At 65.5% G+C, this 15,172-nt stretch carries 18 protein-coding genes and 1 pseudogene; 7 read left to right on the forward strand and 12 right to left on the reverse strand.

What is annotated here, in order from left to right; all coding sequences use genetic code 11:
- Window positions 1-49: 49 nt before the first annotated feature.
- Genes F600_RS0110325 through ssd form a run of 7 tightly spaced genes read right to left on the reverse strand, consistent with a single transcriptional unit; the run spans window position 50 to window position 4,424 of the window.
- Window positions 50-376: an Rv3654c family TadE-like protein gene (locus F600_RS0110325; protein ID WP_018160538.1), complete on the reverse strand. Its 327-nt coding sequence runs from the start codon at window positions 374-376 to the stop codon at window positions 50-52.
- Complete coding sequence (locus F600_RS0110330) at window positions 373-675, reverse strand: TadE family type IV pilus minor pilin (RefSeq protein WP_040631116.1); 303 nt, start codon at window positions 673-675, stop codon at window positions 373-375. The genes F600_RS0110325 and F600_RS0110330 overlap by 4 nt, the downstream gene beginning before the upstream one ends.
- On the reverse strand, window positions 672-869 hold the full coding sequence (locus F600_RS0110335; RefSeq protein ID WP_018160540.1) for a DUF4244 domain-containing protein: 198 nt from the start codon (window positions 867-869) through the stop codon (window positions 672-674). Before F600_RS0110335 ends, F600_RS0110330 begins: the two co-directional genes overlap by 4 nt.
- Window positions 870-896: 27 nt before the next feature.
- Window positions 897-1,457: a type II secretion system F family protein gene (locus F600_RS0110340; RefSeq protein WP_018160541.1), complete on the reverse strand. Its 561-nt coding sequence runs from the start codon at window positions 1,455-1,457 to the stop codon at window positions 897-899.
- Entirely contained in the window at window positions 1,454-2,215 is a 762-nt protein-coding gene (locus F600_RS0110345) for a type II secretion system F family protein (RefSeq protein ID WP_018160542.1), read from the reverse strand. The genes F600_RS0110340 and F600_RS0110345 overlap by 4 nt, the downstream gene beginning before the upstream one ends.
- A complete protein-coding gene (locus tag F600_RS0110350) occupies window positions 2,212-3,381 on the reverse strand; it encodes a TadA family conjugal transfer-associated ATPase (RefSeq protein ID WP_018160543.1) in 1,170 nt (389 codons plus the stop codon). The genes F600_RS0110345 and F600_RS0110350 overlap by 4 nt, the downstream gene beginning before the upstream one ends.
- On the reverse strand, window positions 3,378-4,424 hold the full coding sequence (gene ssd, locus F600_RS0110355) for a septum site-determining protein Ssd (protein ID WP_018160544.1): 1,047 nt from the start codon (window positions 4,422-4,424) through the stop codon (window positions 3,378-3,380). Before ssd ends, F600_RS0110350 begins: the two co-directional genes overlap by 4 nt.
- A gap of 318 nt (window positions 4,425-4,742) precedes the next feature.
- Between ssd and F600_RS0110360 the strand changes: the two genes are divergently transcribed.
- Window positions 4,743-5,597 carry an HAD family hydrolase gene (locus F600_RS0110360; RefSeq protein WP_018160545.1) on the forward strand — a complete coding sequence of 285 codons (855 nt, stop codon included), beginning with the start codon at window positions 4,743-4,745 and terminating at the stop codon, window positions 5,595-5,597.
- A 471-nt stretch (window positions 5,598-6,068) separates the two neighbouring features.
- Here F600_RS0110360 and F600_RS0110365 read toward each other — a convergent pair whose 3' ends face one another.
- The gene (locus F600_RS0110365) at window positions 6,069-6,806 is read right to left on the reverse strand and encodes a Fic family protein (RefSeq protein ID WP_018160546.1); all 738 of its coding nucleotides are present in this window, start codon (window positions 6,804-6,806) and stop codon (window positions 6,069-6,071) included.
- A 147-nt stretch (window positions 6,807-6,953) separates the two neighbouring features.
- Between F600_RS0110365 and acs the strand changes: the two genes are divergently transcribed.
- Genes acs through F600_RS0110380 form a run of 3 tightly spaced genes read left to right on the forward strand, consistent with a single transcriptional unit; the run spans window position 6,954 to window position 10,372 of the window.
- A complete protein-coding gene (acs, locus tag F600_RS0110370) occupies window positions 6,954-8,900 on the forward strand; it encodes an acetate--CoA ligase (RefSeq protein ID WP_018160547.1) in 1,947 nt (648 codons plus the stop codon).
- A 27-nt stretch (window positions 8,901-8,927) separates the two neighbouring features.
- Window positions 8,928-9,428 (forward strand): phage holin family protein, encoded by a 501-nt coding sequence (locus F600_RS0110375; protein WP_018160548.1) that lies wholly within the window; start codon window positions 8,928-8,930, stop codon window positions 9,426-9,428.
- Between the two features lie 38 nt (window positions 9,429-9,466).
- Window positions 9,467-10,372, forward strand: coding sequence for an alpha/beta fold hydrolase (locus F600_RS0110380; protein ID WP_018160549.1), 906 nt, complete (start codon window positions 9,467-9,469; stop codon window positions 10,370-10,372).
- A gap of 15 nt (window positions 10,373-10,387) precedes the next feature.
- Here F600_RS0110380 and F600_RS0110385 read toward each other — a convergent pair whose 3' ends face one another.
- Genes F600_RS0110385 through nth form a run of 4 tightly spaced genes read right to left on the reverse strand, consistent with a single transcriptional unit; the run spans window position 10,388 to window position 13,621 of the window.
- On the reverse strand, window positions 10,388-11,578 hold the full coding sequence (locus F600_RS0110385; protein ID WP_018160550.1) for a MarP family serine protease: 1,191 nt from the start codon (window positions 11,576-11,578) through the stop codon (window positions 10,388-10,390).
- Window positions 11,575-12,339, reverse strand: a complete 765-nt coding sequence (locus tag F600_RS0110390; protein WP_018160551.1) for an NUDIX hydrolase — start codon at window positions 12,337-12,339, stop codon at window positions 11,575-11,577. The genes F600_RS0110385 and F600_RS0110390 overlap by 4 nt, the downstream gene beginning before the upstream one ends.
- The gene (locus F600_RS0110395; RefSeq protein ID WP_018160552.1) at window positions 12,336-12,938 is read right to left on the reverse strand and encodes a TlpA family protein disulfide reductase; all 603 of its coding nucleotides are present in this window, start codon (window positions 12,936-12,938) and stop codon (window positions 12,336-12,338) included. The genes F600_RS0110390 and F600_RS0110395 overlap by 4 nt, the downstream gene beginning before the upstream one ends.
- Window positions 12,935-13,621 carry an endonuclease III gene (gene nth, locus F600_RS0110400; RefSeq protein ID WP_174523582.1) on the reverse strand — a complete coding sequence of 229 codons (687 nt, stop codon included), beginning with the start codon at window positions 13,619-13,621 and terminating at the stop codon, window positions 12,935-12,937. Before nth ends, F600_RS0110395 begins: the two co-directional genes overlap by 4 nt.
- Before the next feature lie 189 nt (window positions 13,622-13,810).
- On the opposite strand from nth, the gene F600_RS27720 reads away from it, so the two are divergent.
- The 3 genes and pseudogenes from F600_RS27720 to F600_RS0110415 form a co-directional block, all read left to right on the forward strand.
- Window positions 13,811-13,996 carry a hypothetical protein gene (locus F600_RS27720; RefSeq protein ID WP_162141404.1) on the forward strand — a complete coding sequence of 62 codons (186 nt, stop codon included), beginning with the start codon at window positions 13,811-13,813 and terminating at the stop codon, window positions 13,994-13,996.
- 163 nt (window positions 13,997-14,159) lie between these two features.
- Complete coding sequence (locus F600_RS0110410; RefSeq protein ID WP_018160555.1) at window positions 14,160-14,834, forward strand: Crp/Fnr family transcriptional regulator; 675 nt, start codon at window positions 14,160-14,162, stop codon at window positions 14,832-14,834.
- Window positions 14,835-14,932: 98 nt separating this feature from the next.
- Window positions 14,933-15,172, forward strand: a pseudogene (locus F600_RS0110415) (hypothetical protein); the annotation flags it as partial.

Below are 15,172 nucleotides of genomic sequence, written 5' to 3' on the forward strand. Positions count from 1 at the left end.
AGAACTGGTGGTTTGTACAAGGCAACTGTTGAGAGACATTGGCTCGGGCTCAGGCAACGTCCACTGGACCCGCCCGCGCCGACACGGTGATCGTCCTACCCCGCACCACATCCGAAACCGTCACCACCGCGTCCCACCCTTCGAGGCGACACGCGGTGAGTAATCCAGCCGCCGCCAACCGGGCAGCCGCGCAGGCTTCGACCTCACCTTCCATCGCGTGCGCCGCCCCCGCGAGTGCCGCGGAGTCGGCCACCCCTTGCACACGATGCTCGGCCGCCACCACCAATCCGACGTGAGCCACCATGAGGGCCAGCGTCAGCAAGGCCAGGATCGCGAACGCGCCGATCACCGTCGCCGAACCACGTTCGTCGGTCATGACTCACCGGGTTCCAGCGCCGCTTCGGCCGTCGCGTGAAGCTCGAGCGGAAGCAGACCCGCGTCTGCGGAAGCGGTTGCCCGCACGACATCGCCAGCGGTTTCGGTCTGTATTCGCACACCATCCACCGGTGGCGCGTCCGCCCCGCGCGCGGCCGCGCGGACTGCCTCGTGCGCTGCGTCGACGCACTGGATGTACGTCAACGCAGCGGTCGCACAACCTAATCCGGCCACAATCGTCGCAATGAGCGAGGCGATCGCGATCGCCGTCTCGACGGTGACACTCCCTCGATCGCTCAGACCGAGGTGTTCATCGCCTTGTCGATGATTCGCGTCAACGCTTGCACGATGCTGTCCCCCGTGACGACGGTGTAGAGGACGGCTCCAAACGCCGCGGCAGCCACGGTTCCGACCGCGTATTCGACCGTCGACATCCCCTCGTCGTCGACCATCAGCCCGATCGTGCGAGCTTTCACGTAGTTCCAGGTCACCATCGTTTTCTCCTCCCATTGATTCCTGATTCACCACAGACCTCCGATTCCCATGTGGGACGCAAGCCCGACCACAACCGGCGCGATCCCGAGGCACACGAACGCCGGGAGAAAGCACAGTCCCAGCGGACCGGCGATCAACACCCCTGCCCGTTCGGCGCGCTCGCGCGCCAGGTTCTCAACCTGCTGTCGATGCGCCTCGCCGAGTTCGGAAACCGCGCTCGCGAACGACGCCCCAGATCGAGCAGACCGGCGAGCGAGCCGGGCGAGCGCCTCTGTCTCTCGATGGCGAGCGGCCTCTGCCCACACCGCAGCCGAGTCCGCGCCGAGTGCCGTCAGGTCGGCCGCCTTTCGTAGCGCCACGTCGAGCGGATGCGCCGCATGCTCGGCGACGACCGCCGCGGCAGCGGGCAGGGACATCCCGGCCGCGAGCGCGGTGGCGAGCAGGTCGAACGCACCAGCCAAGGCGAGCGGATCATCCGACCGCTTCCTCTCGTCCGCGATGACAGATCGAGCCGTCACACGGCGGCGACCGGGTCCGGACCACACCCCCACCGCAGCCGCGAGCAGGAGCAAGACCGCACTCGTCACGCGCGCACTCCGTTGGCGATGGAATGGGTCCACAAACGGCCCACGCACGCGAAGGCGCAGCCGACGACCAGCAAGATCCCGCCCACTCCGCCGCCCAGAAGTACACCCACCGGATGTGCGCCCATGACTTCGCCCAGCGCCAGGCCGAAGAGCGGAAGCGCGCTCAAGACGGTCGCGGTTGCGCGTGGGCCCGCCAGCGACGAACGGACCGAGTCGTCGAATCGGAGCCGGCCCGCCAGATCTCGGCGCGCAGCTTCCAGAAGATCTCCCACCGACAGGCCGTGTCGCTCGGCAACCTGCCAGATCGCACCGATTCGGCGAAGGTCCTCCGACGGCCACAGCTCCGAGAGCAACGAATCGCTGCACGACCCACCGAGCCGGCATCGCGCCGACGCCGTCTCGAGCACCTGCCGCACCCGGCCGGACGACTCCGCTGCCGCCGCTTCGCATGAATCCACCTGCGATGCTCCAGTTCTCAGCTCGCCGACCAACGCTTCGACACCCTGAGCGAGCTCTCGGCGCAACGCCGCCTGCTCCCGTTCCTGTCGAAGACGACGCTGCAGAATCCATGCCGTCGCCAGGACAATCGAAGCGGCGACAAGCCCCGATGGCCCTCCGACGAACCACCCGACAACGGGCGGCAGTGCCCACAGGAACTCGGGGCGAGCGCGAAACGGCCGGCGACGAGGTGACTGGGTGGGGCGCCGCAGCGAACTCGGCCACGTGGCCGTTGCGACCGCCAACAACAGCATCGTCATCGGCCAGCACCCAGCAGTCGCTCCAGCCGTGGCATTCCTACGTCCGCGCCACCTGCGGCGGTCCAGGCCGGAACCACCGCCACCAGCGCTGAACCATCACGTTCGACGATTCCGATCTCCGCGAGCCGCCGAGCGCCATCAGACTTGCGGACCACGTGCACCACGACTCTCACGGCCGCTGCCAACTGGCTGTGGAGCGCCACCCGATCCATACCCCCGAGCGCCGCCAACGCCTCCAGTCGAGCGGGCAACTCGGCCGGAGAATTCGCGTGGACGGTCCCCGCGCCGCCCTCGTGACCGGTGTTCAGCGCGCCCAGGAGATCGATGACCTCAGGACCTCGCACCTCGCCGACGACCACCCGATCGGGTCGCATTCGCAACGCCTGACGAACCAGATCGCGCACACCGATCGCACCAGCGCCTTCCGTATTGGAGATCCGCGAAACAAGCCGGACGACGTGTGGGTGCCGTGGATCGAGTTCGGCAGCGTCCTCGACGCACACAATCCGTTCGCGAGCATCGACTTCCGCCAACATGCTGCTCAGGATCGTCGTCTTGCCCGATCCCGTTCCTCCGGTCACGAGGAACGTCAAACGTCCAACAACGATGCGGCGCAACAACTCCGCTGAGACGGCACACAGCGATCCCGAACCCACCAACGTCGCGAGCGAATGCTGCGCGGGCCGCAGAACGCGTAGCGAAATGCACGTCCCCGACGCCGCGATCGGAGCCAGCACGGCGTGCAGTCGGACCCCGAAACGCGCACCCACCGTCGGCGGCAGGAACCCGTCCACCCACGGTTGCGAATCGTCGATGCGTCGCCCGCACGCGATCGCCAGCCGTTGGGCGAGGCGCCGGACCGCAGCCTCATCGGAAAACGACACCGCAGCCCGGACCAACCCCTCCCCGCGGTCAATCCAGACGTCGGACGGACCGCAGACCAAGACGTCCGTGACATCCGGCGCGGCGAGCAATTCCTCGAGCGGTCCGGCCCCAGACAGCTCGGTCTCGAGCTTTCGGAGCGTTCGCAGCATGTCTGCATCCGCGAGCACCGACCCGGCCTCGGCGCGGATCGCCGCAGCGACCGTGGACGGCGTCGGCCGCTCGGCAAGGGTGACCAGCCGGTCGCGAACGCGGTCGAGAAGATCGTCGGTGACAGCGGTCATCCGGCCACCGCCTCGGCCGAACCGAACGCGATGTCGAGCACCTTCGCCGCGGCCACCGCTAGCGGACTGCGCCTACCCACCCGCAGTCCATGCCGCTCGAGGTGCAGGTCGAGCCGGGGCTGTGGCCGCATCGATGCCCAGATCGGTATCCCGATCTCGGGTGCAATGTCGGCAACCCGAAGCCCGCCCGGGGCCGGGCCCCGAATCACGGCACCGACCCGACCCGTCGAGACCAGCGCTGAGACCAGCGGACGAGCCGCACTTACCGCACGCAGTTCGGCGGGAACGAGAAGCACCGTCAGATCGGCCAACGACGAGACTCGCGCAATCTCCGAAGGTGATCGCTTGGACAAGTCGCACACGACGACATCACCGTCGGTCGCGCACTCGGTGGCGATGTCGGCGAACGCGTCGATCGATCCCGGCGCACCCGACCGCCGGTCCCCCGACAGCACAGCAAGCCGATCTCCCGAGTGCGGCAGTGCAGCCCGCAAAACCGGCGCCGAAATCCGGCCGTCTTCGACGACCAACCCGGACCAGCGAACTCCTGGAAAGCCCTCGATGCCGAGAAGCAGATCGAGACCAGCGCTCTGCGGATCGCCGTCGACCAGGATGGTCGAATTTTCCGACGCCGCGGCCGACAGTGCGAGTGCGGCAGCGAAAACTGATGCTCCCGCTCCGCCACGAACTCCGCTGACGACGATGATCGACCCGTAAACAGACGGTCGATAAGTCTGGTTTGCGATTAATCGGAGTAATGCCGCACTGTCGTCGGGCAAACCGACCACGTGATCGGCCCCCATACGAGCGGCTGCACGCCACTCGGCCAAACCCGGCTCTCCCGCACACACGACGACGGCGAATTCAGCGGACTTGCCGCACCTGGCCGCCGCCTCGGCATCGAGGATCAGGACGTGGTCACGGCTGCCGTCGCCGAAGCCGTAGGCGTCAATGGCCCGGTTTGCCGCCGCTGCCACGCGCCGGACTTCTTCGAGAAGTGCCTGGTCAGAGATGGCGACCAGGATTGAATTCGGTGACTCCACGCCAACGAGCCTGCCGAGGAGATCCAGGCCGCCGAAAGGCCCGCGACGAAATCTGTGGATAACCCGAGATCGAGTAAAGCGCGATTTCGAACATTCTCCGGACAGGGTGCGACCCCCGCCAAGGGGGGGTATGGCGGGGGTCGCGATTGGTTCAGCCCCGGGGGGTCGGACTGAACAAAGCCCGGAAGCCGGGCCCTTGGCCATTAGACCAGCAGGTGTGTTTACGCGCAAAACTCATTCGACTATTGGATACGCAGAATTCACCTGGCCTCCGCGCCGAAATGCACGGTTGTCCGAGTCGCACCTATTGTTGAGTTCGTGACGGCTCGCAGGGACTCGGTATCGGCTACTTCGTCGCAATCGACGCGCCGCATCGCCGCCTTTTTCGACCTCGACAAGACAATCATCGCGAAATCGAGCACGTTCGCGTTCAGCCGGCCGTTCTTCGACCAGGGGTTGCTGAACCGGCGCGCGGTACTCAAGAGCAGCTACGCGCACTTCATCTTCCTGCTCCAAGGCGCCGACCACGACCAGATGGAACGCATGCGCCAGCATGTTGCCGCGATGTGTGCCGGATGGGACGTCGGCCAAGTCAGCAACATCGTGCAGGAAACGCTCCACGACATCGTCGATCCGCTTATTTACGCCGAGGCCGCCGACCTCATTGCCGATCACAAGATCCGCGGTCACGACATCGTGGTGGTGTCGGCTTCAGGTGAGGAAGTCGTACGCCCAATCGCCGAGCTGCTCGGCGCCGACTACACCGCCGCGACCCGCATGGTGGTCGAGGACGGCAAGTACACCGGCGACCTCGACTTCTACTGCTACGGCGAAGGAAAAGTCGAAGCGATGCAAACGCTGGCCGCCAAGCACGGCTATGACCTCGATGAATGCTTCGCCTACTCCGACTCGATCACCGATCTGCCGATGCTCGCGGTGGTCGGCCACCCGACCGCGGTCAACCCGGACCGGAACCTCCGGCGCGAGGCCGCCGGCAAGGGTTGGCCGATTCTGACGTTCTCGAAGCCGGTTTCGCTGCGTTCTCGAATGGCTCCGTCTTCGACCACCGTGGCCGCAACACTTTTAGTGATGCTGAGTGCTGCTGTGGCAGGGGCGATTACGTACAGCCTGCTCAAGCGGCGCGAGCAAAACCAAAATTGGCCCTTGATGTGATCCGGATCACAAGGTAGAAAAGACGTACGGGAAGCACGGAAGGCCAAGACCGCTCCGGAAGAGAAGGAACGATCTCCCAACCGCGATTCCCAGCGCAGACTAAGGGCACCCACGCGGAGCACGCCGCGACAAGGGCAGAAGCGTTGTGGGCCTGCGGAGTCGTGAACGAGGATGGCGATACCTCTGCACCGGGTTGTAGGGGATGAACCACCTGACGCGCGATAGCCGCCGAGGCCAAAATTACACAACCCCAAGAGCACGCTTGGTAACCCAGAATCTGTGCTAGCGGGCGTCGAAGCCGCCGGGTCGGCTTCGGTCGCCCGCTTCTCTATGTATCAGTGATCCCCTAACCACCATCGAACCTCCCCTGCTCGCCGATGCACCTCGATCAGCACACTGACCGGGGTGCATCTGGCAATTCAGAGTGCGGACAGGCCGTCCGGTTCAAAACGCAGCCCTGCCGGCAGCGGGCTACTTCTTCTTCGCCTCGGCGGCCGCGTTGGCGATCGCGAGCGCTTCCTTGGCGCCCATCTTGAACGAGTCGCAGCACAGCGTGATCCATTTGGTCAGCGCCTCCGGCGTACCGGTCGCGAATCCCGCGGCCGCCTCCCGGTAGAGCGGTAACCGTCCGAGCCAGTACACCTCCGGAACCCCGAGCGCATGGGGATCAAGCCCGGAGCTGACGCACACCAGCCGCGACGCCGCGCGTGCGACGACGCCGTCCGCAGTGCCGAACGGGCGGAGCGCCAGGATCTCGCCATGGACGATCGCCGCCAAGACCGCCCCCGAGACGGACGACTTCGAAGTGAGGATCTCGTTGAGAATATGCAGCCGCTCAGACACCATCGGGTCTTGGCGCGGCCGGCCGAGCTGGTCCTGATCGGCGACGAGATCCGTCGCGGCGAGGAGATGCAACCGAGCCAACGCCTGCAGCGGAGCCCGTTGCCAGACGCGAATGAGGTTGTCGAGCGAGTCACCGACGAGTTCCTGCCCGACGCGGATCGAACCCGCCATGATCGGCTCGGTCACCATGCCATCGGACGGCATCTCCGCCGCACCGCCCTCGATCGCGGACGACGCCCGCGCGGACCGCCAGGACGCCTCAGCGGCCGTCGCGTTCCAGCCGCGAAGGTTGGCGCGATGGCGATGCACCTGGGACAACGCATTTCGCGCCTCGAGTGCGGCCGCTTCGACCCCCGGAAGGGACATCAGGGGACGCAACGGGTCTGCAACGGTATCTGACACAGAATCCGAACCTACCCTTTCGCAGGATGCGCCCCTTCCCTAGAGTCGGACCTACGTCTCGGTAACCTGAGTCACACTCTGCTTTCTTGAGCGAAGGGACCCTTCTCCACCATGTCCGACGAGTCGGCAAACGTACCCGCCGCGTACCCGCCCGCACCCGAGTTCGCTGCCCAGGCCAACGGCAAAGAAGACCTCTATGGCGCGGCCGATGCGGATCGTCTCGAGTTCTGGGCCGAACAGGCCCGCCGTCTGGAATGGGCCGAGCCGTGGAGCGAGGTCCTCGACTGGTCCGATGCACCCTTTGCCAAGTGGTTCGTCGGCGGCAAGCTCAACGTCGCCTACAACTGCGTCGACCGCCACGTCCTCGCCGGGCACGGCGACCAGGTCGCCTTCCACTGGGAAGGCGAGCCGGGCGACACCCGTGACGTCACCTACAACGAGCTCCTGAAAGAAGTCAGCCAGGCGGCGAACTACTTCACCGAGCTCGGCCTCGAAGCGGGCGACCGCGTCGCGATCTACATGCCGATGATTCCCGAGGCCATCATCTCGATGCTCGCGTGCGCGCGCCTCGGCCTGACCCACTCGGTCGTGTTCGCCGGCTTCTCCCCTATGGCGCTGCGCTCGCGTATCGACGACGCCGAAGCCCGCCTGGTCATCACCACCGACGGTCAGTGGCGCCGCGGCAAGCCGGCCCCGCTCAAGGAGGCCGTCGATGAGGCGCTCGCCTTCGTCAACGGCGGCGTTGCCAGCCCGGAGCACGTTCTCGTCGTCCGTCGCTGCAACATGGAGATCCCGTGGGTCGAAGACCGCGACCGCTGGTGGCACGAGACCGTCGCGCAGGCCTCCGACCAGCACGAAGCTCAGTCGTTCGACGCCGAGCAGCCACTGTTCATTCTCTACACCTCAGGCACGACCGGTAAGCCGAAGGGCATCGTCCACACCTCGGGCGGCTACCTGACGCAGGCGTCGTACACGCACCACTACGTCTTCGACCACAAGCCGGGTCAGGACGTGTACTGGTGCACCGCCGACATCGGTTGGGTCACCGGCCACAGCTACATCGTCTACGGCCCGCTGAGCAACCGCGTCACACAGGTCGTCTACGAGGGCACGCCGAACTCCCCCGACGAACACCGTCACTTCCAGATCATCGAGAAGTACGGCGTCACGATCTACTACACCGCGCCGACGCTCATCCGCACGTTCATGAAGTGGGGACGCGAAATCCCGCTGTCGCACGACCTTTCGTCGCTGCGCCTGCTCGGATCGGTCGGTGAGCCGATCAACCCCGAAGCGTGGCGTTGGTACCGCGAGATCATCGGCGGCGACCGCACCCCGATCGTCGACACCTGGTGGCAGACCGAGACCGGCGCGATCATGATGTCGCCGCTCCCGGGCGTCACCGCCACCAAGCCGGGTGCCGCGATGGGGCCGCTGCCGGGCGTCTCGGCGAAGGTCGTCGACGACCAGGGCGCAGAGGTCGAGTTCGGCGAGTCCGAAGCGAATGGTCTGCTCGTGCTCGATGAGCCGTGGCCGTCGATGCTGCGCGGAATCTGGGGCGACCCGGACCGCTACAAGGCGACGTACTGGGAGATGTTCGCCGACAAGGGCTGGTACTTCGCCGGAGACGGTGCCAAGCGCGACACCGACGGTGCGTTCTGGGTTCTCGGCCGCGTCGACGACGTCATGAACATCTCGGGTCACCGCATCGGCACCGCGGAGGTCGAGTCGGCCCTCGTCGGTCACCACAGCGTTGCTGAGGCGGCGGTCGTCGGCATCCCCGACGAGATGACCGGCCAGGCGATCTCGGCGTTCGTCATTCTCAAGGCACACGCCGACGCGCACGACGGGCTCATCGACGAACTCAAGGCCGTGGTCTCCAAGGAGATCAGCCCGATCGCTCGCCCGAAGAAGATCCTGATCGTGCCGGAACTGCCGAAGACGCGAAGCGGAAAGATCATGCGGCGCTTGCTGCGTGACGTCGCGCAGGGCAAGCAACTCGGCGATACCTCCACCTTGGTGGACCCGAAGGTGTTCGACGCGATCCGGTCCAAGTAGCTCTTTCACAGCGTTAGGGTTTGTCACATGAGTTTCACTAATGGCCGTCATGCGCAGGCTCCGGCAAGTGTCACGTCGATTCCGTTGACCGAACTCGACGTGCCGGTACCGCCCGACCAGGCAACTATTGGCGAACTCGTGCGAGACGCTTCGCAGCAGATTTCCACGCTGGTACGCGCGGAGGTCGAACTGGCGAAGGCCGAGATCACGGGCGAGGTGAAGAAGGGTGTGCAAGGCAGCGTCTTCTTCATCCTCGCCCTCACGGTCCTGCTGTTCAGTTCGTTCTTTTTCTTCTTCTTCCTCGCTGAGCTGATCAGCGAGTGGCTGCCGCGCTGGGCGGGCTTCGGCATCGTCTTCCTGCTGATGATCGCGGCAACGGTGCTGTTCGCGATCCTCGGTTTCCTGCGGGTCAAGAAGATTCGTGCACCGGAAAAGACCATCAACTCGCTCAAGCAAGCCAAAACCGTGCTTCCGGGTGGTAGCCAGCCGGCGATCACCGCCCAGATGCAGCGGGGCGAACTGAATTAGCCGCCACCGTGCCCGCCGTACCCCCTGACCCTTCGACGGTGCGGTTCACCGGTCCGTGGACCCACCGCGACATCCACGCCAACGGAATTCGTTTCCATGTCGTGGAAACCGCCCCGGACGCCGAGGGCGCTCCCCTGGTCCTCATGCTGCACGGTTTTGCCGACTTTTGGTGGTCGTGGCGTCATCAGCTGACCGCACTCGCCGATCAGGGCTTGCGGCCGATCGCGGTCGACCTCCGCGGCTACGGAGACTCGGACAAGCCGCCGCGCGGCTACGACGGCTGGACCCTCGCGGGTGACATCGCCGGACTGATCCGGGCACTCGGCTATTCCAACGCGACCCTCGTCGGGCACGCAGATGGCGGACTCGTCGGATGGGTGACTGCGGTGATGCACCCGCGTCTGGTGCGCTCGATCGTGGCGATCAGCTCGCCGCACCCGCGCTCCCTCAAGCGCTCTGTCTTGTTCACCCGGGCGCAGCGGAAGGTGTGGCTTCCGGAGTTCCTGAACCACCAGAAGCCGATGCTTCCGGAACGCCAGTTGACCCGCGACGACGGCGCGGCCGTCGAGGCGATGATGCGGCTCCGGACGGGCGAAAAGTTCCAGGCGACTGCGGAATTCGACGATGTCGTGCAGCGGATGCGCGCTGCCGTGCAGATCCCGGGCGTCGCCCACTGTGCGATGGAGTACCAGCGATGGGCATTCCGTAGCCAGTGGCGTGCGGATGGCCGCCGATTCATGAAGATCATGGATCAGACGATCGGCCAGCCGACATTCCAGATTCGCGGTGCGGACGACGACTACATCCTCGAGCCGACGCTGCAGCGGTGCACCCGGTACGCCCCACGACAGACGCTGCTGACGATTCCCGAAGCCGCGCACTTCGCCCACCAGGAGCAGCCGGACGCCGTCATCGAGGCGATCGTGAAGGCCGCGCACGCCTAGGGCGTGCTGGCCCGATCAGTTGACGCAGTCGCCGGTCGCGACCGCATCATGCAGTCCCGGTGCCCGGTTGTACTCGTCCCTCACTTCGTGCAGCGTGAGGACGAAACCGGTGTCGGAGTTGTCGACTGCCGCACCGAACACGACGCCCAGCAGTCGACCCTTCGTGTCGACGAGCGGACCACCCGAGTTGCCCTGGCGGATCAAGCCGCGCACGGTGTAGACCTCGCGCTCGACTTGGTTGTTGCGGTAGATGTCGGGGCCCGTCAGGTCGAGCGTCTCGCGCACTCGGGCCGCACTGGCGGTGTAGTCGCCACCGCCCGGGTAGCCCAGAACGATGGCGTCTTGACCGGTCTCCGCAGGCGACGGCGCCACCGCGAGCGGTGCCTGCGTCAATCCGGGTACGTCCAGGATCGCGACGTCGGTCTCCGGATCGAACAGCACGACCTTCGCGTCGAGTGGACCGTTCGAGGTGTCGACCGCGACGTAGTCCGTGCCGGCGACGACGTGCGCGTTCGTCATGACGCGCTCGCGGGCGATGACGAATCCCGAACCTTCGAGCGCACGCTGGCAGCTGTGGGCGGTTCCGCGAATCCGGAGAACCTGATTCTGGAGCTGGCGTACGACCGGGCTGGTGAGAATCGCAGCGTCCGGCTTCTCGACGGTCGCGATCGGGGTCGAACCGAACGGCCCGATGATGTCCGGTAATCCGGAGGTGTCGAGGAGGCCTTCGAAGTCCTTCGGAATTTCCTTGACCCACTGCGGCGCGATCTTGTCGACCTGCTGGAGAACTTCCGATCCACGAACCGCGGCGGCGATCTCCGGCTGCGACGACCCCGTGAGCGGGATCGCGAGCAGCCAGGCCGCGAACAGCACTGCGGCGGCCTGCAACACGGCACCGACGGAACTGTCGACCGCACGGGCGATCGGAGTGCGAATGACGTTGCGCGCGTAGCCGCCGATCACCATGCCGACGAGTTCGCCGAGGATCACGAGGGCCACGATGAGGAAGATGCCGACGACCAGCCGAGCCCGACCCTGATCGATATGGGTGAGGACGTGCGGTGCGATCTCGATGCCGGCGTAGGCGCCCGCGAGAACTCCGACGAACGCCATAAACGACGCCACCGCACCGTGACGCCACCCGGAGGTGGCCGCGATGATGGCGATGAGAACGATGGCGAGGTCGAGCAATCCCGATGCGCTCATCGGCTGAGCTCACGCAGCGACGGGGTGTCCGGCTGCCACGGCCGCAAGCTGTCAGCCATTCCAGCCTCCTCCAGCGTCTTCTCCAGATCGCGCACGTCGCGATGGTCCCAGGGCTCTTCCCAATCGGAAACCGCGAACAGCCCGGCGAGCAGTCCGGCGGTGAATCCCCAAACGATCATGCCCGATGCGGAGAACGCAGGCGCTTCAAAGCCGAGCGGATGACGGGTCTGGAACCGATTCGCGGGATCGAGAAGTTCGGCGACCGGAATGCGAACGACGCGGTTGGCCTCGGCTTTGTCGACGACACCGACCGGACTCGGGGTTCGCCAATAGCCGATGACGGGCGTCACGGTGAATTTCGACGGAGGGACGAAGATCGCCGGCAGAACCGAGATCGGGTCCACTCCGGAGGGGTCGAGACCGGTCTCCTCCTCCGCTTCGCGAAGGGCGGTGTGGACGGGTCCGCGGTCGGTCGGGTCGCATTTGCCGCCCGGGAAGGCGACCTGGCCCGGGTGCTGCCTCAAGTGCATCGATCGCTGAGTGAGTAGGACGTCGGCGTCCACCGGGAGGCCACCACGCCCGCGCGGGTTGGCTTCGGTGGGTCCGCCGAAGAGAATGAGGACCGCTGCCTCTCGTCGCGGCTGACCTGGCTTGGCCCGATTGCGCAGAATCTGATTGGTGCCATGTGGATCGGCGGGTGGGTGCACGGCGACCCTGCGCAGCCAGTCCGGAACGCCGGTCTCGACGAGCTCAGCTGTCATCTGAAAGCCAACTCCTCCGCGACGGTGCGTTCAATGTCGTCGACCCCGGTAAAGGGCCTGTTCACCAGCGTAGCGATCGAGCCATCTGCGCGGATCAACACCGAAATCGGTAGTGCTTTCGGGGCTTTCACGAGCTCGGCGATCCGGGAATCGGGGTCTTCGAGGCCCGGCAGATGCACGCCCAAGGACTTCAGAAGCTCGAGTGCGGCATCTTCACGCGGGTCGGAATGGACCGTCAGGACCGTGATCGAGTCGCCGGCCTTGGCCGCGTACTGCTGCAGAATCGGCAGTTCTTCGCGGCACGGACCACACCAGTAGGCCCACAGATTGAGCAGGACGGGCTTTCCGGCGAGCATCGCCGAGACGTTCTTCGGCTGTCCGTCGGCCAGGCAGGTCAGGGTCAGGCCGCTGAACGGCCCCTTGGTCGGTGCGAAGGTTTCGATCTCACGCGGGCAGGCCGACAACTGGGCTGCGGCACGCAGCGGCGCGAGCGCCTGCTCATCGACCGTGGTGGGCGCGGGCGTGCGTGGCCACAACGCGAAGGCCAACGCCCCGACCACGGCAAGGATGGCGACCGACCATTTGATGGCCTGCCTCATTCCTCGATCCCTGCGAGTTTGAGCAGATCGTCGCGCTCGGGCCCCTTGACCAACTTCGCCGCCTCGGCTGGATTGGTCGGACCGATGCCGAACGACGGGCAGTCGCCGGCCAGAACGCACACACCGCAGGCCGGCTTCTTCGCGTGACACACCCGACGGCCATGAAAAATGACGCGGTGCGAAAGGTTCGTCCAGTCCTTGCGCTCGACGAGCTCGCCGATCGCATGCTCGACCTTCACCGGATCCTCTTCAGCCGTCCATCGCCACCGGCGGACGAGGCGGCCGAAGTGCGTGTCGACGGTGATGCCCGGTACGTCGAACGCGTTGCCGAGAATGACATTTGCGGTCTTGCGACCGATACCCGGCAATGTCACGAGTTCGTCCATCGTGTGCGGAAGCTCACCATCGAAGTTTTCGAGCAATCCGCGCCCTAATCCGACGATCGAATTCGCCTTGTTCCGGAAGAAGCCGGTGGGCCGGATCATCTCCTCCAGTTCGGTCTGGTTCGCCTCGGCGTAATCGCGCGCCGTGCGGTACTTCGCGAACAGCGGCGGCGTCGTCTCGTTGACTCGAACATCCGTGCACTGTGCGGAAAGTATTGTGGCAACTGCCAATTCGAGCGGAGTTGTGAAATCTAGCTCGCATCGCACGACGGGAAACGCGACTTCGAGCTGCCGGTACATGCGCCGCGCTCGGCGCACCAGCCCCAGCCGTGTCTCGCGGTCGTACTTCGCATTCCGGGCTGCGACACTGCGCGACGTCGATGTGGTCACCACGTCATAACTGTACGGACGCGAAGGGCTGCGAATTTTTCATCCAGGTTCCAGATATCGGCGTATGCGTGTTTACTCCTGAGTATGCAAGGACTCGCCGTGGTGCTCTTCCCAGTGCTGCTGATGCTTTTCGCCCTCGGCATGGAACACCTCGAGCAGTACATCAAGCATCCGAGCGCACGACAGTCGTCCCGCGAAGCCGGCAAGGCTTCGAGCGATTCGGAGGACCACCGAACCGGTCCGGCGCAGCTTCACGTGGCCGACTCGCACCGTCGGGCCAGCTGAGAAGAAAGCACTTCCCCACCTTTCGTGACGCGTACACGGCGGGTCAGCACGACAAAGGGGTCACGCGAATAGCGTTGCTTGCGTAAACTTCTGCTTCGATAACGCCGCGCCTGAGTCACACGATGAACCTTGCGGCGCATCCGCAATCGCCGAAGGAGCACACGTGGACGAGGTCCTCGCCAGGGCTGGAATTTTCCAGGGCGTCGAGCCCGCAGCTATCCAAGCGCTGACAAAGCAGCTCCAGCCTGTCGATTTCCCTCGTGGCTACGTCATCTTCAACGAGGGCGAACCGGGCGACCGGCTCTTCATCATCATCTCGGGCAAGATCAAGATCGGCCGCCGCTCGGCAGACGGTCGCGAGAACCTGCTGACCATCATGGGTCCGTCGGACATGTTCGGTGAGCTCTCGATCTTCGACCCCGGCCCGCGTACGTCGACCGCGACAACCGTCACCGAGGTTCGCGCCGTGAGCATGGACCGCGGGTCACTGCTCGCGTGGATCGACCACCGCCCGGAGATCTCGCAGCAGCTGCTGCGCGTTCTGGCTCGTCGTCTGCGCCGCACGAACAACAACCTCGCGGACCTCATCTTCACCGACGTCCCGGGCCGTGTCGCAAAGGCGCTCCTCCAGCTCGCCCAGCGCTTCGGCACGCAGGAAGCCGGTTCGCTGCGCGTCACCCACGACCTCACGCAGGAAGAGATCGCGCAGCTTGTCGGCGCTTCCCGCGAGACCGTGAACAAGGCACTCGCCGACTTCGCCAGCCGCGGTTGGCTGCGCCTCGAGGGCAAGACCGTCCTCATCCTGGACCCGGAGCGCCTGGCGCGCCGCGCTCGCTAAAACCAAAAAACCCGGCCTCCCGCGTCCGCCACGACCAATATGTCGGCGGGCTCAAGTGATCGCTGCAACACCTGTCTCTTTTGAGAGGTGCTGTAGCTGTGTGTGCGCAGTTGAAGCGTCGCCGTGGACGTCCGCGTGGCGGGAGTTTGCCGAGCGAGGTGCGTGAAGCGTTCTGGCGGGCGGTCGGTGCGGGCAAGACGCCCTCGCAGGCCGCAGTCGAGGCGGGCGTCAGCGAATCGACCGGGTTGAAGTGGGCCAAGGAGGCTGGCTACCAGTCCGCATGGGCACGGACGGCATCACCCGAGGTTCACGCACTGTTCTGGCGTCATGTGTTCAGC

It is taken from the genome of Smaragdicoccus niigatensis DSM 44881 = NBRC 103563, from assembly GCF_000380645.1.
GTDB lineage: Bacteria > Actinomycetota > Actinomycetes > Mycobacteriales > Mycobacteriaceae > Smaragdicoccus > Smaragdicoccus niigatensis.